Genomic DNA, 22,945 nt, shown 5'->3' on the forward strand with positions numbered 1-22,945 from the left:
TGGTCTCGAAGCTTGCGCAGGACCTGTGGGAGCTGGCTTGCCGGCGATAGGGCGCGAAGCGCCCTCAGGGGGTAGAATGCCGCTTTTGCCAGTTTGCGACCCATGATGACTTCGCCGATCCAGACTCTGGAGCAACACCTGCTCGCCGCCCTCGACCCTGCCCCGCAGGAAACCCGCCGCCTGTTCCACGGCCGCGGCCGCTGCTGGGCGGGCCTGGAGCAGGTCACCGTCGACTGGCTGCAAGGCGTGCTGTCGGTCGCCCTGTTCCGCGAGCCGGCGCAAGGCCAGCTGGCCGAACTGGAGGCCATGCTGCGTACTCTCGCCGAGCGCCCGCAGTGGGCTGGCCAGGCCATCCTTCTCCAGCATCGCTACCTGCCCGACAGCCCGGGCCAGTGGCTGCTGGGCGAACCGTGCCAGCAGCGCGAGGTGGTCGAGGACGGGCTGACCTACCTGCTGGACCTGGGCGTGCGGCAGAACAATGGCTTGTTCCTCGACATGCGCTATGGTCGGCGCTGGGTGCGCGAGCAGGCGGCGGGCAAGCGCGTGCTGAACCTGTTCGCCTACACCTGCGGTTTCTCGGTGGCGGCGATTGCCGGTGGCGCCGAGCAGGTGGTGAACCTGGACATGGCCAAGTCGGCGTTGTCCCGGGGCCGCGACAACCACCGCCTCAATGGCCACGATGCGTCGCGGGTGGCGTACCTGGGGCACGAGCTGTTCAAGTCGTGGGGCAAGGTGCGCAAGTACGGGCCTTATGACCTGATCATCATCGACCCGCCGACCTTCCAGCGCGGCAGCTTTGTGCTGACCCAGGATTACGCGAAGATCCTGCGGCGCTTGCCGGAGTTGTTGAGCGAGGGCGGGACGGTGCTGGCGTGCGTGAACGACCCGGGCATCGGGCCGGAGTTCCTGATCGAGGGGATGGCGGAGCAGGCGGCGTCGCTGGCATTCGTCGAGCGGCTGGAGAACCCGCCGGAGTTTCCTGACGTGGACCCGGCGGGGGGCTTGAAGGCCCTGGTATTCCGCCAGGTCTGATGGTGCCTGTACCGGCCCTATCGCCGGCAAGCCAGCTCCCACAGGTACTGCACAGGTCTTGAGTACTGTGGAGTCCCTGTGGGAGCTGGCTTGCCGGCGATAGGGCCGGACCTGCCTGCATCAATTACTGATTGTTGGTGTAGATCTGGTCAAACACCCCACCATCATTGAAGTGGGTCTTCTGCACGGTGCGCCAGTCACCAAAGGTCTTCTCCACCGACAGGAAGTCCACTTTCGGGAAGCGGTCGGTGTACTTGGCCAGTACCGTCGCATCACGCGGGCGCAGGTAGTTCTGTGCGGCGATTTCCTGAGCAGCTGGCGACCACAGGTACTTCAAGTATTCCTCGGCCGCTGCCTGGGTGCCTTTCTTCGCCACCACCTTGTCGACCACGCTGACCGGCGGCTCGGCTTCGGCCGACACGCTCGGGTAGACCACTTCGAACTGGTCGCGGCCGAACTCGCGGGCGATCATTTCGGCTTCGTTCTCGAAGGTCACCAGCACGTCGCCGATCTGGTTGGTCATGAAGGTGGTGGTGGCGGCGCGGCCACCGGTGTCCAATACCGGCGCCTGCTTGAACAGCTTGCCGACAAAGTCCTTGGCCTTGTTTTCATCACCGCCTTGCTTGAGCACATAGCCCCAGGCCGACAGGTAGGTGTAGCGGCCGTTACCCGAGGTCTTGGGGTTGGGCACGATCACCTGTACGCCATCCTTGAGCAGGTCGGGCCAGTCTTTCAGCGCCTTGGGGTTACCCTTGCGCACGATGAACACAGTGGCCGAGGTGAACGGCGCGCTGTTGTTCGGCAGGCGGGTTACCCAGTTGTCCGGCACCAGCTTGCCGTTGTCGGCCAGGGCGTTGATATCGGTGGCCATGTTCATGGTGATGACATCGGCCGGCAGGCCATCGATCACCGCTCGCGCCTGCTTGCTCGAGCCGCCGAAGGACATCTGCACGTTGACCTTCTCGTTGTGCTCGGCTTCCCAGTGCTTCTGGAAGGCCGGGTTGTAGTCCTTGTAGAAGTCGCGCATCACGTCGTAGGAAACGTTGAGCAGGGTGGGGGCGGCCTGGGCGAAATTGCCCAGGGCAAGGCCTGCGGCGAGCAGCGAGGCGGTGAAGAGTTTTTTCACGTTGCTTCCTTGTTATCGAGAAGGTGTTGGCAGTTTGCCTGCGACTATAGCGGGTGGGGTAGTGGTAGTTAAAGAACAAAAAATACTTTGTTTATGCCAACAGCAGCCCAGCTGCTGAGGTCAGTCACGTTGATCGCATCGAACTTAAACCATACGCGACTTTGTAAGGATGGCGTGCTGGCGACAGGCGCTGGGCTGAGGGCTTTGGCATTAGACCTGATAAATTTACCAGTAGCCAGTTCAAATAAAAAGTGCCCAGAATAGGCCTGAAACTGCAATTGGATTTGATGGGGCGGTTTGATGTCATTGCGACAGTCAAGGCAGAATTGTTGTGTAGAATTAAAGTCTTTAAGGGTGATTCATGAGAAGCGTTCGAATTTTTTTTTGTAAAAATAGGTTGGTAGGCGAAGTGGGTGAGAAAAATCTGAATTTTTTCTCTGTATCAACATGGCCGCTTGCGTTGTTCGGGGCCAGCACCAAGCTACTAATGAGTAGTGATACAGGGACAGTGTATGGGGAGCTTGCCAATGAAATTAATGAGCTCTCATATACGCCCTACGGATTTGGTACGCATAATGGTATGGAGGGTAGGCAAGCTTTCAATGGTGAAAGACTGGATTTTGTAACAAGTGGTTATCTTTTAGGGAACGGGCATCGTCAGTTCTTGCCAAGACTTATGCGCTTTCTTTCGCCTGATCATTTAAGCCCTTTCAATAAAGGCGGTATCAATAGTTATGTCTACTGTACCTCTGATCCGGTCAATGGCTTGGATCCTTCAGGTCGCGTAAATATTACAAAGCTTTTCATGCCGTGGCGTCGAACTGGTACAACCGGCTTCATGAAAGAAAAAGGTTTGCCGACGGGGCTTTTGAAACAGTTGCTCAAAAAGAGATCTGCTGCTGAACGTAGAAGTATTTATGTATATGAGGCTCAGGGTGATGGTTACAAACACTACAGGTTGGCTCGGGGAGAGGCTCCGGATCTGTTGCCGAGGACAGCCACTCATGAGAACTTTGCCGGGCGCGAGGTTTATGTTAAGGGTGGCTTGATAGTTGATCTGAAAGGCGATTCAATGAAGGATTACAATTTTTCTGCCACTGATCGTGTTGCTGGGAATTATGGTTTCGTCAGAGTGCGCTCAAAGCCGATTGCAATAACTACTTTCGAACCCAATGAGGCTGGGGCTGCTGCGCTGGAAAAAGAGATGCAAAGTTGGTTTACAGCTGAAGAGTGGAATGGGAGCGGCGCTCCGGGCTTCAATAGCAATCAGGACGGACTGAATGCAGAAATTAGACAAATTCGTCGATAGTCAAAGCGTGCGATGGTCGGCTGCGGCTCACAGCCACAGCCGTCAACATCACAGCTTTGGAAACAGTCCGCTTCCGCACCGGGAACAGAACGCCGCGCCGTGCTCGTGAGTCTTCTTGCTGCAGTTCGGGCAGGAGTGCTGCAACTGCTCCCCGCGCATGGCATTGGCCAGCTCGGCTGTAAAGATCCCGGTCGGTACGGCGATGATCGAGTAACCGGTAATCATCACCAGCGACGACAGCACCTGCCCCAGCGGGGTCTTCGGCACGATGTCGCCAAAGCCTACCGTGGTCAGGGTAACGATGGCCCAGTAGATGCCCTTGGGAATGCTGGTAAAGCCGTGCTCAGGCCCTTCGATCACATACATCAAGGTGCCGAACACCGTCACCAGGGTCGATACCGTCACCAGGAACACGATGATCTTCTGCTTGCTGCCGCGCAGCGCCTCCATCAGGTAATGGGCCTGCTTGAGGTACGGGCTGAGCTTGAGCACACGGAAGATCCGCAGCATCCGTATCACGCGGATGATCAGCAGGTACTGGGCGTCGCTGTAGTACAGCGCGATGATCCCCGGCACGATCGCCAGCAGATCGACCAGGCCATAAAAGCTGAAGGCATAGCGCAGCGGCTTGGGCGAGCAGTACAGGCGGGTGAGGTACTCGGCCAGGAAGATCGCGGTAAAGCCCCACTCGATGCCGGCCAGCAGGCCGGCGTAGCCCTGGTGCACTTCGTCGATGCTGTCGAGGATGACGGTAACTAGGCTGGCCAGGATGATCAGCAGGAGGATCTTGTCGAAGCGTCTTCCAGCCACGGTATCGGTCTGGAAGACGATGATGTAAAGCTGCTCGCGCAGGCTCGCAGGGTTGTTCATTGGCTCGTTCCACAAAAGCGATGGGCTGAGCCTAGGGGCTGCATTTCAGCTGTGCAAGCGGCTAGCGTCACGCTGCCTGGGCTGGGCCAGGTGGTTGCCCAGGTGCGTCAGCCAGCAGGCGGCGACGAAGGGCGCGGTCAGGCCGGGCACCGGTAGCAGCTTGAACAGCGGTTGCAGCAGCAGGGCCAGGGCGATGGCCAGCAGTGTCACCCACGGCTTTTCACCTTGCCTGCTGAACGCCAGTGCCGCCAACGCGGCGTTGAAACCGTACAAGCCCAGCCAGGCGGCTTGCGCCTGGTCGGCGAACAGTGCCACGCCGCCGCCGATAGCCGAGCCGATCACCGCCCACATTGCGGCATAGGGGTTGGCGATGAACATGCCGATGATGATCAGCAGGCCGGCCAGGGGCTGGTCGAGCAGGAAGATCTGGCCCACGCCGCGCGCCAACGCATACAGCGGGTCGGCTTCGACGAAGCCGCTGGGCGAGGGGGTGGCTATCAGCAATACGGCCCAGCCCAGCAGCACGAAGGGTGCGGTGTAGGCGATCAGCAGTTTGCCGCCGCGCTTGCGCCACTGGTGGGTGATGATGCTGGACAGGCCGCCAGCGGCGATGATCAGTGGCGGCAGGATGACCGACCAGGGCAGCACGGCACTGATCAGGATGCCGATCAGCACGCCGTTGTAGCAGTACAGCCCGGCCTGGCGGTCGGCACGGTCGTAGCCGCGTGCCTGGGCGGTGAGCAGGCCGGCCAGGGCGCCGAGCAGGGCGCCACCGACCAGGCCGGGGGCGGTCAGCAGGATGGCCAGCAGGCAGCACAGGCCGCACAGGGGGTGGCGCAGCAGCAGCACCTGGCTGAAGCCGTTGAGTAACGCCGTGGCCCAGTCGGGGCACGGGTTGACGAAATTTTTGGTGTACATCGGGGCAGTCAGTGAGGTTGATGGGGAGCGGTGGGCCTCTTTGGGCCTCGGGTTTTCCGCAGTTGTGTGCGACACCACCGACCCTGTAGGAGCGGGCGTGCCCGCGAATGCGTCAGCTCAGGCAACATCGTTGTCCCTGCTGGCCTCTTCGCGGGCACGCCCGCTCCCACAGGAGAGATGCGGTGCTTTAGATCAAGGTCTCGATCCGCAGCGTGTTAGTCGACCCTGGCTTGCCAAAAGGCACACCGGCAGTGATCAGCAGCGTGTCGCCACGGCTGGCCATGCCTTGTGCCTGGGCAATCTCCAGTGCAGTGGAAACAACCTCGTCCACCTGGCGCAGGCGGTCGTTGACCACCGAGTGCACGCCCCACGCTACGCTCAGGCGGCGCGCGGTGGTCAGGTTCGGCGTCAGGTTGAGGATCGGGGCCCGTGGCCGCTCGCGGGCCGCGCGCAGGGTCGAGGCGCCCGACTCGCTGTAGTTGACCAGCACCGCCACCGGCAGGATGCCGCTGATACGGCGGATGGCGCAGCTGATGGCGTCCGACACGGTGGCCTCGGCCTTCGGCCGGCCAACGTCGAGCTGGGCCTGGTAGTCCGGGCCGTTCTCCACCTGGCGAATGATCTTGCTCATCATCTGCACGGCTTCCAGCGGGTACTCACCCGAGGCAGTCTCGGCCGACAGCATCACCGCATCGGCACCTTCGGCCACGGCGTTGGCCACGTCGGTGACTTCGGCGCGGGTCGGCGCTGGCGAGAAGCGCATGGATTCGAGCATCTGCGTGGCCACCACCACTGGTTTGCCCAGTTGGCGGCAGGTGCCGATGATGCGTTTCTGGATCTGCGGCACGCTTTCGGCCGGCACCTCCACGCCCAGGTCGCCACGGGCCACCATGATCGCATCCGCAAGCTCCGCGATGGCTTGCAGCTGTTCGACTGCCGATGGCTTCTCGATCTTCGCCATCAGGTAGGCACGGTCACCGATCAGCTGGCGTGCTTCGGTGATGTCTTCGGGGCGCTGCACGAACGAAAGGGCCACCCAGTCCACGCCCAGTTCCAGGCCGAAGGCCAGGTCGCGGCGGTCTTTTTCGGTGAGCGGGGAGAGGTCGAGCACCGCTTGCGGCACGTTGACACCCTTGCGATCGGACAGCTCGCCACCGGCCAGCACTTCGGTGTCGATGGCGTCGCTGTGCTTGGCGGTGACGCGCAGGCGCAGCTTGCCGTCGTCCAGCAGCAGGTCCATGCCCGGCTCGAGGGCGGCGATGATCTCGGGGTGCGGCAGGTTGACCCGGCGGCTGTCGCCCGGGGTGTTGTCCAGGTCCAGGCGCAGGGCCTGGCCGCGTTGCAGCTGCACCTTGCCGTCGGCAAAGCGGCCGACGCGCAGCTTCGGCCCCTGCAGGTCCATGAGGATACCCAGCGGGTAGTTCAGTTGCTGCTCGACTTCGCGGATCCACTGGTAGCGCAGGGCGTGGTCGGCGTGCTCGCCGTGGCTGAAGTTGAGGCGGAAGATGTTCACCCCGGCTTCTACCAGTTGGCGGATGTCGTCGATGCCTTTGATCGCAGGGCCAAGGGTGGCGAGGATTTTGACTTTTTTATCAGGCGTCATGATTGGGCAGTCTCGAGGATCAGGATGGCGCGGAAGTCGTTGACGTTGGTGCGGGTCGGCTCGGTGACGATCAGCGCATCCAGGGCGGCGAAATAGCCGTAGCCGTTGTTGTTGTCCAGCTCGTCGCTGGCCGACAGGCCCAGGGCTTCGGCACGGGCGTAGCTGGCCGGGGTCATGAAGGCGCCGGCGTTTTCTTCCGAGCCATCGATACCGTCGGTGTCACCGGCCAGGGCATACACGCCCGGCAGGCCTTTCAGGCTTTCGGTGAGGCTGAGCAGGAACTCGGCGTTGCGCCCGCCACGGCCATTGCCGCGCACGGTCACGGTGGTTTCGCCGCCGGACAGGATCACGCAGGGTGCCTTCAGCGGCTGGCCGTGCTGGACGATCTGCCGGGCGATACCGGCGTGCACCTTGGCCACTTCGCGTGATTCGCCTTCCAGGTCGCCGAGGATCAGCGGGCTGAACCCGGCCTGGCGGGCTTTGACCGCGGCAGCTTCGAGCGACTGCTGGGGCTTGGCGATCAGCTGGAAGTGGCTGCGGGCCAGGGCCGGGTCATCGGCCTTGACGGTTTCCGAGGCTGGGTTGTTGAGCCAGTCGATAACGGCCTTGGGCGCTTCGATGTTGTAGCGCTTGAGGATGGCCAGGGCATCGGCCGAGGTGCTCGGGTCGGCCACGGTAGGGCCGGAGGCGATCACCGTGGCGAGGTCGCCCGGGACATCGGAAATGGCATAGGTGTACACCGTGGCCGGCCAGCAGGCCTTGGCCAGGCGGCCGCCCTTGATCGCCGAGAGGTGCTTGCGCACGCAGTTCATCTCGCCGATGGTGGCGCCGGATTTCAGCAGCGCCTTGTTGATCTGCTGCTTGTCGGCCAGGGTCAGGCCTTCGGCGGGCAGGGCCAGCAGCGCCGAGCCACCGCCGGACAGCAGGAAGATGACGCGATCGTCTTCACTGAGGTTGCTGACCAGTTCCAGCACGCGTTTTGCCACGGCCAGGCCGGCGGCATCGGGGACCGGGTGGGCAGCTTCGACCACCTCGATCTTCTGGCAGTTGGCGCCGTGACCGTACCGAGTGACAACAAGCCCGGAGACTTCGCCCTGCCAGCTTTTCTCGACCACTTCGGCCATGGCGGCTGCGGCCTTGCCGGCACCGATGACGATGACCCGGCCGCTGCGGTCGGCGGGCAGGTAGGGTTCGAGGACTTGACGGGGGTGGGCGGCGGCGATGGCTGTGTCGAACAGCTCGCGGAGAAGTTTTTGCGGATCGACCGACATGGCAGGCTCCCAATTATTGTTGTTCTGCAGAATCAAAAACGCCCCTGGAACTGCCTCCGTGCAGGCCGAACCAGGGGCGGGTGTTGCTCGGTGCCACTTTTGAACCTGTGGTCGCAGGTTCAAAGGTGTTGAATTCATCGCCGGCAAGCCAGCTCCCACAGGTACAGCACAGGATTGAGGGATTGTGCGGTCCCTGTGGGAGCTGGCTTGCCGGCGATTGGGCTGCGCAGCAGCCCCCGAATTCGAATTACTTGTCGTCGCGGATCGAGAAGTTGGCCATGTGCTCCAGGCCTTTGATCAGCGCCGAGTGGTCCCAGTTGCCGCCGCCCAGGGCCTGGCAGGTGTTGAACACTTGCTGGGCATTGGAGGTGTTGGGCAGGTTGATGCCCAGCTCCTTGGCACCCTGCAGGGCCAGGTTCAGGTCCTTCTGGTGCAGGTTGATGCGGAAGCCTGGGTCGAAGGTGCCCTTGATCATGCGCTCGGCGTGCACTTCGAGGATCTTCGACGAGGCGAAGCCGCCCATCAGTGCTTCACGTACCTTGGCCGGGTCCGCGCCGTTCTTGGCGGCGAACAGCAGGGCTTCGGCAACGGCCTGGATGTTCAGGGCAACGATGATCTGGTTGGCCACCTTGGCGGTCTGGCCGTCGCCATTGCCACCGACGCGGGTGATGTTCTTGCCCATGGCTTCGAACAGCGGCAGGGTGCGCTCGAAGGCTTTCGGGCAGCCACCGACCATGATGCTCAGGGTCGCGGCCTTGGCACCGACTTCGCCGCCGGACACAGGGGCGTCCAGGTAGGCAGCGCCGGTGGCCTTGATTTTCTCGGCGAAGGCTTTGGTAGCGGTAGGGGAGATCGAGCTCATGTCGATCACGACCTTGTTCGGGCCCACGCCTTCAGCCACGCCGTTGTCACCGAACAGGACGCTCTCGACCTGCGGGGTGTCGGGGACCATGACGATGATGAACTCGGCTTCCTGGGCAACTTCCTTCGGGTTGGCCAGGGCCACGGCACCGGCGGCGATCAGGTCGGCCGGGGCAGCGTCGTGGTGAGTGGAAACGAAGATGCTGTGACCTGCTTTCTGCAGGTTCTGAGCCATGGGCTTGCCCATGATGCCGGTGCCGATGAAACCGATTTTAGCCATGAGAGATTACCTCGTTGTATTTGTTGAATCTCGATGGAGCAGGCTGCACAGGCCCCTTGTTGGACACAAAACTCTGTGGGAGCGGGTTTACCCGCGAAAGCGGCAGTGAAGCCAACATCGCATTCGCGGGTGAACCCGCTCCCACAGGGTCAGGCATGTGTCACGGGACCCCGATCAGCCTTAGATTGCGTTATGGGTCTTCAGCCAGCCCAGGCCCGCTTCGGTGGTGGTCAGCGGCTTGTACTCCGCGCCCACCCAGCCCTGGTAGCCGATGCGGTCCAGGTGCTCGAACAGGAAGCGGTAGTTGATCTCGCCGGTGCCTGGCTCGTTGCGGCCGGGGTTGTCGGCCAGCTGGATGTGGTTGATCAGTTTCAGGTTGGCTTCCATGGTACGAGCCAGGTCACCTTCCATGATCTGCATGTGGTAGATGTCGTACTGCAGGAACAGGTTGTCGCTGCCAACCTCGGCCTGGATTTCCAGGGCCTGCTTGGTGGTGTTCAGGTAGAAGCCGGGGATGTCGCGGGTGTTGATCATTTCCATGACCAGGCGGATCCCGGCGGCTTTCAGCTTGTCGGCGGCGTAGCGCAGGTTTTCCACGAAGGTCTTGCGCACGGTGGCGCAGTCCGGGCCTTGTGGGCGAATGCCGGCCAGGGCGTTGACCTGGGTGTTGCCCAGCACCTTGGCGTATTCGATGGCCTTGTCGACACCGGCGCGGAATTCCTCGACGCGGTCAGGGTGGCAGGTGATACCGCGCTCACCCTTGGCCCAATCGCCCGCCGGCAGGTTGAACAGCACCTGGGTCAGGCCGTTGGCCTCCAGCTGCTGCTTGATCTCGGCAGCGCTGAAGTCGTACGGGAAGAGGTATTCGACGCCGCTGAAACCAGCATCGGCGGCAGCCTTGAAGCGGGCCAGGAAGTCCTGTTCGGTGAACAGCATGGACAGGTTGGCAGCGAAGCGAGGCATGTTGTGTCTCCTTGCGATGAAGGCCCCCGGCGCCCTCAGGTAGGGGCCGGCACGGGGGCGTCAGGCGATCAGTCCAGCAGCGAGATGGCGGTTGGCGCGTCGTTGCCGACCAGGGCCAGGTCTTCGAACTCGTTGACCGCGTTGATCTCGGTGCCCATGGAAATGTTGGTCACACGTTCGAGAATCACTTCGACCACCACCGGCACGCGGAACTCTTCGGCCATCTTCTGTGCCTTGAGCAGGGCAGGGGCGATCTCGGCCGGCTCGAATACACGGATGGCCTTGCAGCCCAGGCCTTCGACCACGGCGACATGGTCGACACCGTAGGTGGCGGCGTCGGTCGAGTTGATGTTCTCGAACGCCAGTTGTACACAGTAATCCATGTCGAAGCCACGTTGCGCCTGACGGATCAGGCCCAGGTAGGCGTTGTTCACGAGTACGTGCACGTACGGCAGGTTGAACTGTGCGCCCACCGCCAGCTCTTCGATCATGAACTGGAAGTCGTAGTCACCCGACAGCGCGACCACCTTGCGCTTCGGATCGGCCTTGACCACACCGAGGGCGGCAGGGATGGTCCAGCCCAGCGGGCCGGCCTGGCCGCAGTTGATCCAGTGGCGTGGCTTGTACACGTGCAGGAACTGCGCGCCGGCGATCTGCGACAGACCGATGGTGCTGACGTAGCAGGTGTCCTTGCCAAATACCTGGTTCATTTCTTCGTAGACGCGCTGCGGCTTGACCGGCACGTTGTCGAAGTGGGTCTTGCGCTGCAGGGTTGCCTTGCGCTCCTGGCAGTCTTCCAGCCAGGCCTTGCGGCACTTCAGCTTGCCGGCGGCTTTCCACTCGCGGGCCACTTCGAGGAACACGTCCAGTGCCTTGCCGGCGTCGGAAACGATACCCAGGTCCGGGGTGAACACGCGGCCGATCTGGGTCGGTTCGATGTCCACGTGCACGAACTTGCGGCCTTCGGTGTAGACGTCGACGGAACCGGTGTGACGGTTGGCCCAGCGGTTACCGATACCGAACACCAAGTCGGATTTCAGCAGAGTGGCGTTGCCGTAGCGGTGCGAAGTCTGCAGGCCGACCATGCCGACCATCTGTGCGTGGTCGTCCGGGATGGTGCCCCAGCCCATCAGGGTCGGGATTACCGGTACACCGGTCAGTTCGGCGAACTCGACCAGCTTGTCGCTGGCGTCGGCGTTGATGATGCCGCCACCGGCTACCAGCAGCGGGCGCTCGGCGTCATTGAGCAGGGCCAGGGCTTTTTCGGCCTGTACGCGGGTGGCGGACGGCTTGTGCACTGGCAGCGGTTCGTAGGCGTCGATGTCGAATTCGATTTCGGCCATCTGCACATCGAACGGCAGGTCGATCAGTACCGGGCCTGGGCGGCCGGTACGCATTTCATAGAAGGCCTTCTGGAAGGCGTAAGGCACCTGGCCTGGCTCCAGAACGGTGGTGGCCCACTTGGTGACCGGCTTGACGATGTTGGTGATGTCGACAGCCTGGAAGTCTTCCTTGTGCAGGCGGGCACGTGGGGCCTGGCCGGTGATGCAGAGGATCGGGATGGAGTCGGCGGAGGCACTGTACAGGCCGGTGACCATGTCGGTGCCGGCTGGGCCGGAGGTGCCGATGCACACGCCGATGTTGCCCGGGTTGGCACGGGTGTAACCCTCGGCCATGTGCGAGGCGCCTTCGACGTGACGAGCGAGGACGTGATCGATGCCACCGACTTTCTTCAGGGCCGAGTACAACGGGTTGATGGCAGCCCCCGGGATGCCGAACGCGGTATCTACACCTTCACGGCGCATGACCAGAACGGCTGCATCGATTGCTCTCATTTTGCTCATGGTTTGTGCCTCATCGATTTTGTAATTGTATACAACTTGCTTTGTGCCAGAGTGTATTCACGGCTGGCCGCTTAGGTCAACGGGTTTTCGTCGGCGGACGTCGCTTTCGTTCGAGCGCCCGTGAAAACGGAGGTTTGCGCCATCGCATACGATCGTTTCAAAATATTGTATACAAAAATATCTTTCGTTGTGTTCTATTTGTTCTATCGGTTTTCAACTGCCCTCAGGGCTTCTCACAACAAGAAGAGGACCTTTCCATGAACGCTTTGAACCTGAAAGTCGCGGTCAGCCTGGTGAATGCCGCGCTGGCGGCGGGCCGCAAGATCAATGCCGCGCCACTGACCGTGGCGGTGCTGGATGCCGGCGGCCACTTGCTGGCGCTGCAACGCGAGGATGGCGCCAGCCTGATCCGGCCGGAGGTGGCCACCGGCAAGGCCTGGGGCGCGATTGCCCTGGGCAAGGGCTCACGCCTGCTGGCGCTGGATGCGCAGCAGCGGCCGGCATTTTTTGCCGCGCTGAACGGGTTGGGCGAGCGGCCGGTGGTGCCGGCGCCGGGTGGCGTGCTGGTGCGTGATCAGGACGGCAAGGTGCTGGGTGCGGTAGGGATCAGCGGGGATACGTCGGATATCGACGAGCAGTGCGCGATCAGTGCGATCGAGGAGGTGGGGTTGAAGGCGGATGCCGGGGTAGCGGCGTAAGGCTGAAGATGGCTGGGGCCGCTTTGCGGCCCTTTCGCGACACAAGGCCGCTCCTACAAGGGATCGCAGGTAGTACGCGATCCCTTGTAGGAGCGGCCTTGTGTCGCGATGGGCTGCAAGGCAGCCCCACTGGCCCTGTCAGGCTATCTCGGGCTCACACCCCTTGAGCACCATGCGGATGATGGTCTCCGCCGCCGCGTCATAATCGCTGTCGGCCAGCTTGGCCTTGCCGGTCACCGCAGAGATCTGCCAGTCGAAATCGGCATAGGTCTGGGTCGCTGCCCAGATGCTGAACATCAGGTGATGCGCATCCACATGGGCGATCTGCCCGCGGTCGATCCAGCGCTGGATGCACTCGATGTTATGCCGCGCCTGCTCGTTCAGCTGCGCTACCTGGTTCGGCGACAGGTGCGGGGCGCCGTGCATGATCTCGCTGGCGAACACCTTGGACGCATGCGGCAGGTCGCGGGAAATGCGGATCTTCGAGCGAATGTACGCACTCAGCACTTCCTTCGGGTCACCGTCGGCATTGAACGGGGTCGACGCCTGCATGATCGGCGCAATGATGCTTTCCAGGACCTCGCGGTAGAGGTTGTCCTTGGATTTGAAGTAGTAATACACGTTCGGCTTGGGCAGGCCGGCCTTGGCCGCGATATCGCTGGTCTTGGTGGCGGCGAAGCCCTTGTCGGCGAATTCCTCGCTGGCCGCGCGCAGGATCAGTTCCTTGTTGCGCTCGCGAATGGTGCTCATGGTCAGGGATCTTCCTCGTGTCTGGCCACCTCTAAGAGGGATCGGGCATGGTAGCACCGGGCTCGACGGGCGCTCAAGGCAGCGGCTTTGGGCTAGAATCCTGGGCACTCACTCTTCTGGATACAGGCAAACATGGCAGGAAGCAGTCTACTGGTACTGATCGACGACATCGCCACGGTGCTTGATGACGTCTCGGTGATGACCAAGGTGGCGGCGAAAAAGACCGCAGGCGTGCTGGGCGATGACCTGGCATTGAATGCCCAGCAGGTCACCGGGGTGCGTGCCGAGCGCGAGATCCCGGTGGTGTGGGCTGTGGCCAAGGGCTCGATGGTGAACAAGGCCATCCTGGTGCCGGCGGCGCTGCTGATCAGTGCGTTCATCCCCTGGGCGGTGACGCCGTTGCTGATGCTGGGCGGCGCCTACCTGTGCTTCGAGGGTTTCGAGAAGCTGGCGCACAAGTTCCTGCACAGCAAGGCCGAGACTGACGCCGAGCATGAAGCGCTCAAGGAGGCGGTGGCCGATGCCAATGTCGACCTGGTGGCGTTCGAGAAAGCCAAGATCAAGGGCGCGGTACGTACCGACTTCATCCTTTCGGCGGAAATCATCGCCATCACCCTGGGCATCGTTGCCGACTCGCCGTTGACCCAGCAGATCGTCGTGCTGTCGGGTATCGCGGTGGTCATGACCATCGGCGTGTACGGGCTGGTGGGCGGTATCGTCAAGCTCGATGACCTGGGGCTGTGGATGACCCGCAAGGCATCACGCCTGGCCAGGGCGGTGGGTAACGGCATTCTGCGTGCCGCGCCATACATGATGAAGAGCCTGTCGGTAATCGGCACGGCGGCCATGTTCCTGGTCGGTGGCGGGATCCTGGTGCATGGCATCGGGCCGCTGCATCATGCCATCGAGGCGTTCAGTGAAGGGCGTGGCGGGGCGTTGACCGTGGCGCTGCTGAACGGCGGTGTCGGGGTTGTGGCCGGTGCCGTGGTGCTGGCCGTGGTGGGCATTGCGGGGAAACTGTGGCGGGCGGTTCGGCCGACCACCTGAGTTGCATGGCCGGGGCTTTGCCCCGGTTCGCGGGTGAACCCGCTCCCACAGTGTAGGAGCAACTGTCTTGTATGCCTGTCAGGGCCTCATCGCCGGCAAGCCAGCTCCCACAGGTACTGCACAGGCCTGAGGCAGCGCGGTCGAGGTTGGGGCCGGCTTGCCGGCGATGGACCACAGGTACTGCACAGGCCTGAAGGCAGCGCGGTCGAGGTTGGGGCCGGCTTGCCGGCGATGGACCAAAGGTACTGCACAGGCCTGAAGGCAGCGCGGTCGAGGTTGGGGCCAGCTTGCCGGCGATGGACCACAGGTACTGCACAGGCCTGAAGGCAGCGCGGTCGAGGTGGGAGCCGGCTTGCCGGCGATGGACCACAGGTACTGCACAGGCCTGAAGGCAGCGCGGTCGAGGTGGGAGCCGGCTTGCCGGCGATGGGCCGCAGCGCGGCCCCAACGCTTCAAGTCAGAAGTGAACCTTGAGCAGGAAGCTCATGGTGTTCTGGTCGGTGGTGAAGGCATCGGAATCCTTGATGCCGTACTTGTTCTTCCAGTAGTCGTACTCCACACCCACATACAGCTGCTTCTCGCCCAGGTGCAAGGCCTTGCCCAGGTCATACTTGATCTGCGGGTTGAAGTGCAGGTTGGCCTGGTAGGTGCCGCGGCGGTTCTCGTCGTTGTCCACCACCCAGTCCATGAAACCGTCGATCAGCACATCGGACGAACCGACCGGAATGGTATACGACCACACCGGGGTGATCTGCCACACGTTGTCGCCGGCGCGGCTGCCGTCGGTGGTGCGGTTGTAGAAGTTCAGCTGGAAGTAGTCGAAGCCAGGGATGTCCAGGTCGAAACCAGGGCCGATCAGGTACGACTCGGTATCACCTTCGCCGAACTCGTAGGTCATCGCCAGCAGCACATCCTTGACCGGGCCGAACGCCAGCTTCTGGTCGAAGATCTTGCCGAACGACAGGCGCGGGCTGATTTCGCCGTAGTAGGTGTTCGGGCCATTGCCCTCATCTTTCTGGCCCTGGTAGAAGATCTTGTCGACAAAGATGAAGTTATCGCCGTACTTCCAGCCATCAGCGTGCTCGAAGGTCACGGTTTGCTGGATCGACGGGTTGACCTTGAAGTTCTTGCCCCCCAGGTAGGTCAGGCTGTTGTTCTGCCATTGCAGCAGGTCGCCGCCGAAGGTGGTGCCACAGGCCAGCAGGCCGCCGGCGAGGATCAGGCTGTTGATGGTACGCATTGCGAGTGTCGCTCCCTTGATTGATCAATTGTCAGCGCTCGTTGTTGGCGCTTTTTTGTCTTTTGAGTCAGCTTTTTTCGATAGGCCACAGCTGTTTGGCAAGGGTTGAGCCAACTTTCCTGGGCTGGCAAAACCTTCCTGCTCGACTTCGTTCTGAACGGATGAAAAGGGTCTTTCAGGCTGGCAACACGTTGGCCAACCGCCCGAATTCATTGACTGAGCGGTCAGTAAACGCAGGCAGAATCCCTTCTGCCCTGATCGAGGGGGCGCGCAGATTACTGGCTTGCGCGCCTTGCCTCAAGTGCTCCGTCCTGGAGCAGTGTGGTACAAACTTGTGCGTTTGGTCAGTTTTCTAGAAGTGCACCTTGATCAGGGCACTGGTGACGCTCTGGTTACTGTCGATATTGCCTTGGCTGTCGATGCCGTACTTGTCCTTCCAGTAGCTGTACTCGATGCCCACGTACAGCTGCTTGGCGCCCAGGTTCAGGGCTTTGCCCAGGTCGTACTTGACCTGTGGGTTGAACTGCAGGTTGGCGTGGTAAGTGCCACGGCGGGTCTGGTCGTTGTCGACCACCCAGTCCATGTAACCGTCGATCAGAATGTCGGATTTGCCCACCGGAATGGTGTACGAGAAGGCCGGGGTGATCTGCCAGACGTTGTCACCGGGGCGGCTGCCTTCGGTGTTGCGCAGGTAGAAGTTGAGGGTGAAGTAGTTGAAGCCGGGGATGTCCAGGTCGAAGCCGGGGCCGATCAGGTAGGCCTCGTTGTCGCCCTCGCCACGCTCGTAGGTCATGGCCAGCAGCACATCCTTGATCGGGCCGAACGCCAGCTTCTGGTCGAAGATCTTGCCGAACGACAGGCGCGGGCTGAACTCACCGTAGTAGGAGGTGACGCCTTTGCCCGGGTCGGGCTTGCCGTTATAGAAGACCTTGTCGACGAACATGAAGGTATCGCCGTACTTCCATTTGTTGGCGTGCTCGAAGGTCACCGTCTGCTGGATGCGTGGGTTGACCTTGAAATCCTTGCCGTACAGGTAGGTCAGGCTTTCGCCATGCCACTGCAGCCATTCGCCAGCGTGGGCGGGGAGGGTGGCCAGCAGGCTGCTGCCCAGCAAGAGGGACGAGGTGATGCGTTTCATGTTGTGGTTCCCGGACTTATTGTTTTTGTTGGGTTTTTTTGGCGCGCAGGCGCCCCGGACGGCCCATTCCGGCGGGCCGACGGTGTAGCGTTTACGGCGAATCGAGGCGGGGCGGCAGTGCGCCGCCCCCCTTACTCAATGCTGGTGACAGGCTTCGTTGTGCACCGCGCGGTCGGCACCACCAAGGATGTTGAACAGCACGTTCAACACCAGGGCACTGACCGTGGCCATGGCGATGCCACTGTGGGTGATGGGTTCCATCCACTGGGGCATCTGGGCGAAGAACTCCGGACGCACCACGGGGATCAACCCGAAGCCGACGCTCACCGCAACCAGCAGCTGGTTGCGACGGTCGCCGATGTCCGCCTCCTGGAGAATCTTGATCCCGGTGGCGGTGACCATGCCGAACATGGCGATGGACGCGCCGCCCAGTACCGCAGGCGGGATCGAGGCAATCAGGAAGGCCGCCTTGGGCAGCAGGCTGAGCAGGATCAGCAGTGCACCGGCCACGATGGTGACATAGCGGCAGCGCACCCCGGTCATCTGCACCAGGCCGATGTTCTGGGCGAACGAGGAGTGGGTGAAGGTGTTGAAGAAGCCGGCGATGAACGACGCGCCGGCATCGCACAGCAGGCCGCGGCGCAGCATCCCTGGGGTAACTTCACGATCGGTCACCTTGCCCAGGGCCAGGAACATGCCGGTGGACTCGACGAAGATGATCACCACCACCAGGCACATGGACAGGATCGGTGCCAGGCTGAAGGTCGGCATGCCGAAGTGCAGTGGGGTGACCACTTGCAGCCACGGCGCGTCGTTCAGGCCCGACAGGTCGACCATGCCGATGGAGCCGGCCAGGATGTAGCCCAGGCCCATGCCCACCAGCACCGACACGTTGACCCAGAAACCGCGCATGAAACGGTTGATCAGCAGGATTACCGCCAGCACCAGGCCGGCCACCAGCAGGTAGATCGGCGAGCCGAAGGTATCTGCCTGGTGGCCGCCACCGGCCCAGTTGACTGCCACCGGGAACAGCGACAGGCCAATCGAGGTGATCACCGTGCCGGTGACCAGTGGCGGGAAGAAGCGTACGACCTTGGACATGAACGGCGCGATCAGCATGCCGAAGAACCCGGCGGCGATGGTCGCGCCGAAGATCCCCTGCAGGCCCACGCCAGGCATGCCGGCCATGGCCACCATGCTGCCGACGGCAGCGAAACTGGCACCCATCATCACCGGCATGCGGATGCCCACCGGGCCGATACCGAAGGACTGGATGATGGTAGCGACGCCAGCGACCAGCAGGTCGGCGTTGATCAGGAAAGCGACTTCTTCACGGGACAACCCGGCGGCCTGGCCGATGATCAATGGCACGGCGATGGCGCCACCGTACATCAGCAGAACGTGTTGCAGGCCAACCAGGATCAGTTGGAACAGGGGCAAGGGCTCGCGCGGCGGCGCAACAGGGATGTACGCCTTGCGTGACTCGGACATGCAGCACCTCGAGTTTTGTTTTTATTCTCGGATCCAAGCGCCGGCCTCAGGCGGCAGGCTTCCGGTTAAGAGAGCCTGAGGTTCCCGCTTGAGGCTGAGCGCTCGATGCTTGCTTGTTGCGTATGTCTTGAAACAGAGGCCGGGAGTGCCGGCCTCTTCGCGGGTGAACCCGCTCCCACAGGGGGCGGTGTTATCCCGACAATTGTGTTTCAGTTGACCGGGGCGCCTTTGGCGATCCAGTCACCGACCAGCTTGCGCTCTTCGGTGGTCATCTGGGTGATGTTGCCCAGCGGCATGATCTGGCTGGCGACCGCTTGCGCCTGGATGCGCGCGGCCTGGGCCTGGATCTGCTGCGGGGTGTCGAACATCACGCCGGCAGGGGCGGCGCTGAACAGTGGGCTGGTCGGCTTGGACGAGTGGCACACGGTGCAGCGTTCCTGGATGACATTGTGGATCTTGTCGAAGCTCTCGCCGCCAGCCTGGGCGGTGGCCTGGGCAGGGGCTTCGGCCGGCGTGGCAGGCGCTGCGGCAGCCTGGGCGGCGTCCTCGGCGCGTTGCTCGGCAGCGGTCTTGCCACCTACAGCGGTCGCAGGCAGTGGCTGGTACTCGACCTTCGCCGCGGCTTGCTCAGGGCTGACGGCCATCGGTTTCGGACCGGTGACGTAGGCCAGGCAGATCATCGCCAGGGCGCCGACCGGCAGGGTCCAGGCGTACTTGTTGCTGTCGTGGCGGGTGTTGAAGTAGTGGCGGATCAGGACCGCGGCTACTGCGATACCGGCCAGGATCAGCCAGTTGTACTGGCTACCGTAGGTGCTCGGGAAGTGGTTGCTGATCATGATGAACAGCACCGGCAGGGTGAAGTAGTTGTTGTGGCGCGAGCGCAGCAGGCCCTTGGCCGGCAGTACCGGGTCGGGGGTCTGGTTGTTCTCGATCGCAGCCACCAGCTGGCGCTGGGCCGGCATGATGATGCGGAACACGTTGCCGACCATGATGGTGCCGATGATCGCGCCGGTGTGCAGGTACGCACCACGGCCGCTGAATACCAGGCTGAAGCCCCAGCACGCGGCGATGATCAGCACGAACAGTACAGCACCGAGCAGCGCTGGCTTCTTGCCCAGGGGCGAGTCGCACAGGAAGTCGTAGATGAACCAGCCGGCGATCAGCGAGCCGATACCGATGGCCACGCCTTCGGCACCGCTAAGGGTGCTGCCGGGGGCCAGCAGGTACAGGGTCGGGTTCCAGTAGAACACCACGCACAGCAGGGCGATACCGGACATCCAGGTGAAGTAGGCTTCCCATTTGAACCAGTGCAGGTTCTCGGGCATTTTCGGGGGGGCGAGCTTGTATTTCTCCAGGTGGTAGATACCACCGCCGTGAATTGCCCAGAGATCACCCGACAACCCATCGCGCGGGTTGCTTCGGTTCAGGTGGTTCTCCAGCCAGACGAAGTAGAACGATGCACCGATCCAGGCGACACCGGTGATCATGTGAACCCAGCGAATGCTCAGGTTCAGCCATTCGTGAAGGTGTGCTTCCACAGTATGTACCTCTTGCCGGTCACCCGCTCGGGCAATGCCCTTGAATGACCGACCTTTTCTTATTGGTGGGGATTGAGGACCAGCATCTGTTCCTCGGTGAAGTAATGCTCGTCGCAGTTGTTGCCGGAACCACTGCGATCAACCACCAGGAAGTCATCCCGCTTTTCGATCGTCAGCACCGGGTGGTGCCAGACGCCGCGATGGTAATTGACGCCCTGCCTGCCATTACTGCGGAAGGCTCGGACCAAACCTGATACAGGTGCATCGCCAACTGGCGCGACCACGATCAGAAAGGGGTTGCCGAGCAGCGGGATGAAAGCCTGGCTGCCCAGCGGATGGCGTTCCAGCATGCGCACGGTCAGCGGCATGTCCAGCGCGTCGGCGCGGAAGATGCTGATGATCGCCTTGTCTTCAGGCTCGGCGGTTTCGACCGTGGCGAGCTTGTGAAAGCGCATGGTCGAGCCGTTGTTGATCATGAAGTGGTCGCTGCCGTCGGTTTCGATCACGTCTCCGAAAGGGGCGAAGGCTTCTTTGGTCAGGGGCTCGATCATCAGGGTGCGCATGCGGATATCTCTTCTATGTTCGTTGTTCTGGATAAGGCTCAAGCGTTGCGGCGGCTTTACAGCTGCAGCAGGCGGAACAGGGCGATCAGGTTGATCTGCGCCAGGGCTTCCTTGAATTCGGCATCGGCATCGTTGTGGATGCGTTTTTCGAAGGAGGCGAGGATCTGGTGCCGGTTGCTGCCTTTAACCGCCATGATGAACGGGAACTGGAACTTGGCCTTGTAGGCGTCGTTCAGCTCGGTGAAACGGGCGAACTCTTCGGCGGTGCACTGGTGAATACCGGCGCCGGCCTGCTCGTTGGTGCTCGATTCGGTCAGCTCGCCCTGGATGGCGGCCTTGCCGGCCAGGTCCGGGTGAGCGTTGATCAGCGCCAGCTGGTCGGCGTGGTTGGCGCTGAGCAGGATGTCGCTCATGCGCTGGTGCAGCGCCTCGATCTCGTCCAGCTCGCCCAGTTGGCCCAGGTCATAGGCTTTTTCGGCTACCCACGGCGAGTGCTCGTAGATGTCGGCGAATGCCTTGACGAAGGCGTCACGGCCCAGGGCGGATGGCTTGAGGGTGTTGAAGGCGGTCATCAGGCGTTCTCTTTCTTGTACGGGTGGGTGGCGTGCCAGTGGCGGGCGATGTCCACGCGACGGGCGAACCAGACCTGGTCATGGCTTTTTGCGTAGTCGACGAAGCGCTTCAGTGCGGCCAGGCGTGCCGGACGGCCGACCAGGCGGCAGTGCAGGCCGATGGACAGCATTTTCGGTGCTTCGGCGCCTTCGGCGTACAGCACATCGAAGGCGTCCTTCAGGTACTGGAAGAACTGCTCGCCGCAGTTGAAGCCCTGTACCTGGGTGAAGCGCATGTCGTTGGTGTCGAGGGTGTAGGGGATCACCAGGTGCGGCTTGCCGGTAGAGTTGTTCGGCTCCCAGTAGGGTAGGTCGTCGTCATAGGTGTCGCTGTCGTACAGGAAGCCACCTTCCTCCATCACCAGGCGACGGGTGTTCGGGCCGGTGCGGCCGGTGTACCAGCCCAGCGGGCGCTCGCCGGTGATTTCGGTGAGGATGCGGATGGCTTCGAGCATGTGCTCGCGCTCCTGGGCCTCGTCCATGTACTGGTAGTCGATCCAGCGGTAGCCGTGGCTGCAGATTTCATGGCCGGCCTCGGCCATGGCGCGGATCACGTCGGGGTGGCGCTGGGCGGCCATGGCCACGGCGAAGATGGTCAGTGGCACGCCGCTGTCCTTGAACAGCTTCAGCAGGCGCCACACACCGGCGCGGCTGCCATATTCGTACAGCGATTCCATGCTCATGTTGCGCACGCCCTGCAGTGGCTGGGCGGCGACCATTTCCGAGAGGAATGCTTCGGACTCCTTGTCACCGTGCAGGATGTTGCGTTCGCCACCTTCCTCGTAGTTGAGGACGAAAGACAGCGCGATGCGAGCGTTGCCCGGCCATTGCGGGTGAGGAGGGTTGTTGCCGTAACCGATCAGGTCGCGAGGGTAGTCAGCGCTCACTGCAGTCTTCCTTCTTGTGCGTTAGTGCGGGGGGTGGGCGGGCCGCGTCGGTATGTCGCACCACCGGATGGGCTGATTGTATACAACTTCTGAAATCTTTTGTAAGCCTGTTTTTCCGCATTTCTTCCCTTTTGTCGCCTCGCAGCGACCTGGAAAAACAGTGCAAGAAACCTGCCTGATTGGTCAGCTAATGACGTTTGCGTCTTTACGGCGCCTGTATTTGCGACCGATGGGTCGTTTATGGGCAAGAAACGGCAGGTACGACAGAAGGGCTCAAAAAATTGTGTACAATTTGGCGATGGAATGTCTTAATGGCGTCATTCCCGCACATCTCAGGCCCTTTGGCGTGATGATGGCCGTGTATTTTTTGCCCACAGATTGAACAAGAGGCGACAAGCAATGGGACGTTTGACCACACACGTACTGGATGCCGCGCATGGCTGCCCGGGCAGCTCGATCAAGGTCGAGCTGTACCGTGTCGAAGGCCAGCAGCTGGAGCTGGTGAACACCGCCCTGACCAACAGCGATGGCCGTGTCGACGCGCCGCTGCTGCAGGGTGACGATTACCGTACCGGCGTCTACCAGCTGCAGTTCAGCGCTGGCGACTACTACCGCGCTCGCGGTGTACAGCTGCCGGCCCAGGCGTTCCTGGATGTTGTCGTGCTGCGCTTTGGCATCGACGAGCAGCAGGAGCACTACCACGTGCCGCTGCTGATCTCGCCGTACAGCTATTCGACCTATCGTGGAAGCTAGTTGGTCGCTAGAAGAATCTTCGTAGGTCCTTTGGCCCGCTCTCACACTGGCGGGCTTTTTTTCGTCTGCTGTTTTTGTATCGCCTGCACCGGCCTCTTCGCGGGCTTGCCCGCTCCCACAGGTACGGCGCCGGGTTTTAAGGCTGTGGTGAT

General features: G+C 62.0%; 21 protein-coding genes. 5 read left to right on the forward strand and 16 right to left on the reverse strand.

The genetic code is table 11. From position 1 onward, the window contains the following. Positions 1-105: 105 nt before the first annotated feature. Entirely contained in the window at positions 106-1,032 is a 927-nt protein-coding gene (locus CAG22_RS07345; protein ID WP_085691708.1) for a class I SAM-dependent methyltransferase, read from the forward strand. Between the two features lie 124 nt (positions 1,033-1,156). Here CAG22_RS07345 and CAG22_RS07350 read toward each other — a convergent pair whose 3' ends face one another. After that, positions 1,157-2,158 (reverse strand): sulfate ABC transporter substrate-binding protein, encoded by a 1,002-nt coding sequence (locus CAG22_RS07350; protein ID WP_015271174.1) that lies wholly within the window; start codon positions 2,156-2,158, stop codon positions 1,157-1,159. Between the two features lie 361 nt (positions 2,159-2,519). Between CAG22_RS07350 and CAG22_RS07355 the strand changes: the two genes are divergently transcribed. After that, positions 2,520-3,467 (forward strand): RHS repeat-associated core domain-containing protein, encoded by a 948-nt coding sequence (locus CAG22_RS07355; protein WP_085705087.1) that lies wholly within the window; start codon positions 2,520-2,522, stop codon positions 3,465-3,467. Between the two features lie 48 nt (positions 3,468-3,515). Here CAG22_RS07355 and CAG22_RS07360 read toward each other — a convergent pair whose 3' ends face one another. From CAG22_RS07360 to gcl, 7 genes are all read right to left on the reverse strand, one after another. Continuing rightward, complete coding sequence (locus CAG22_RS07360; protein WP_061551041.1) at positions 3,516-4,337, reverse strand: ion transporter; 822 nt, start codon at positions 4,335-4,337, stop codon at positions 3,516-3,518. A 45-nt stretch (positions 4,338-4,382) separates the two neighbouring features. Continuing rightward, positions 4,383-5,255, reverse strand: coding sequence for an urea transporter (locus tag CAG22_RS07365; protein WP_085705089.1), 873 nt, complete (start codon positions 5,253-5,255; stop codon positions 4,383-4,385). 187 nt (positions 5,256-5,442) lie between these two features. After that, complete coding sequence (pyk, locus tag CAG22_RS07370) at positions 5,443-6,858, reverse strand: pyruvate kinase (RefSeq protein ID WP_025340039.1); 1,416 nt, start codon at positions 6,856-6,858, stop codon at positions 5,443-5,445. Then, the gene (locus CAG22_RS07375) at positions 6,855-8,129 is read right to left on the reverse strand and encodes a glycerate kinase (RefSeq protein ID WP_025340038.1); all 1,275 of its coding nucleotides are present in this window, start codon (positions 8,127-8,129) and stop codon (positions 6,855-6,857) included. Before CAG22_RS07375 ends, pyk begins: the two co-directional genes overlap by 4 nt. A 247-nt stretch (positions 8,130-8,376) precedes the next feature. Then, on the reverse strand, positions 8,377-9,270 hold the full coding sequence (locus CAG22_RS07380; protein WP_025340037.1) for a 2-hydroxy-3-oxopropionate reductase: 894 nt from the start codon (positions 9,268-9,270) through the stop codon (positions 8,377-8,379). Positions 9,271-9,450: 180 nt separating this feature from the next. After that, the gene (gene hyi / locus CAG22_RS07385) at positions 9,451-10,233 is read right to left on the reverse strand and encodes a hydroxypyruvate isomerase (RefSeq protein WP_085593168.1); all 783 of its coding nucleotides are present in this window, start codon (positions 10,231-10,233) and stop codon (positions 9,451-9,453) included. Between the two features lie 68 nt (positions 10,234-10,301). Then, positions 10,302-12,077: a glyoxylate carboligase gene (gene gcl / locus CAG22_RS07390; protein ID WP_015271168.1), complete on the reverse strand. Its 1,776-nt coding sequence runs from the start codon at positions 12,075-12,077 to the stop codon at positions 10,302-10,304. Positions 12,078-12,334: 257 nt separating this feature from the next. On the opposite strand from gcl, the gene CAG22_RS07395 reads away from it, so the two are divergent. After that, positions 12,335-12,775 carry a heme-binding protein gene (locus CAG22_RS07395; protein WP_013973539.1) on the forward strand — a complete coding sequence of 147 codons (441 nt, stop codon included), beginning with the start codon at positions 12,335-12,337 and terminating at the stop codon, positions 12,773-12,775. A 138-nt stretch (positions 12,776-12,913) separates the two neighbouring features. Here the strand turns inward: CAG22_RS07395 and CAG22_RS07400 are convergent, their stop codons facing one another. Continuing rightward, positions 12,914-13,525, reverse strand: coding sequence for a TetR/AcrR family transcriptional regulator (locus CAG22_RS07400; protein WP_025340035.1), 612 nt, complete (start codon positions 13,523-13,525; stop codon positions 12,914-12,916). Positions 13,526-13,657: 132 nt separating this feature from the next. On the opposite strand from CAG22_RS07400, the gene CAG22_RS07405 reads away from it, so the two are divergent. Continuing rightward, entirely contained in the window at positions 13,658-14,572 is a 915-nt protein-coding gene (locus CAG22_RS07405) for a DUF808 domain-containing protein (RefSeq protein WP_085705091.1), read from the forward strand. A gap of 457 nt (positions 14,573-15,029) precedes the next feature. Here the strand turns inward: CAG22_RS07405 and CAG22_RS07410 are convergent, their stop codons facing one another. From CAG22_RS07410 to puuE, 7 genes are all read right to left on the reverse strand, one after another. Continuing rightward, entirely contained in the window at positions 15,030-15,812 is a 783-nt protein-coding gene (locus CAG22_RS07410) for an outer membrane protein OmpK (protein WP_085705093.1), read from the reverse strand. A 352-nt stretch (positions 15,813-16,164) separates the two neighbouring features. Beyond that, on the reverse strand, positions 16,165-16,950 hold the full coding sequence (locus CAG22_RS07415; RefSeq protein ID WP_075045891.1) for an outer membrane protein OmpK: 786 nt from the start codon (positions 16,948-16,950) through the stop codon (positions 16,165-16,167). A gap of 135 nt (positions 16,951-17,085) precedes the next feature. Continuing rightward, entirely contained in the window at positions 17,086-18,441 is a 1,356-nt protein-coding gene (locus CAG22_RS07420; protein ID WP_085593158.1) for a nucleobase:cation symporter-2 family protein, read from the reverse strand. 209 nt (positions 18,442-18,650) lie between these two features. Next, the gene (locus tag CAG22_RS07425; protein ID WP_085691625.1) at positions 18,651-19,979 is read right to left on the reverse strand and encodes a urate hydroxylase PuuD; all 1,329 of its coding nucleotides are present in this window, start codon (positions 19,977-19,979) and stop codon (positions 18,651-18,653) included. 59 nt (positions 19,980-20,038) lie between these two features. Next, complete coding sequence (locus CAG22_RS07430; protein ID WP_003259500.1) at positions 20,039-20,542, reverse strand: ureidoglycolate lyase; 504 nt, start codon at positions 20,540-20,542, stop codon at positions 20,039-20,041. 56 nt (positions 20,543-20,598) lie between these two features. Continuing rightward, positions 20,599-21,114: a 2-oxo-4-hydroxy-4-carboxy-5-ureidoimidazoline decarboxylase gene (gene uraD, locus CAG22_RS07435; RefSeq protein ID WP_025340030.1), complete on the reverse strand. Its 516-nt coding sequence runs from the start codon at positions 21,112-21,114 to the stop codon at positions 20,599-20,601. Beyond that, on the reverse strand, positions 21,114-22,040 hold the full coding sequence (gene puuE, locus CAG22_RS07440; protein WP_025340029.1) for an allantoinase PuuE: 927 nt from the start codon (positions 22,038-22,040) through the stop codon (positions 21,114-21,116). Before puuE ends, uraD begins: the two co-directional genes overlap by 1 nt. A gap of 399 nt (positions 22,041-22,439) precedes the next feature. Here puuE and uraH point away from each other — a divergent pair, with 399 nt between their 5' ends. Beyond that, positions 22,440-22,793, forward strand: a complete 354-nt coding sequence (gene uraH / locus CAG22_RS07445; protein ID WP_003259496.1) for a hydroxyisourate hydrolase — start codon at positions 22,440-22,442, stop codon at positions 22,791-22,793. Positions 22,794-22,945: the final 152 nt, after the last annotated feature.

It is taken from the genome of Pseudomonas sp. B8(2017) (genome assembly GCF_002113575.1).
Taxonomy (GTDB): domain Bacteria; phylum Pseudomonadota; class Gammaproteobacteria; order Pseudomonadales; family Pseudomonadaceae; genus Aquipseudomonas; species Aquipseudomonas putida_Z.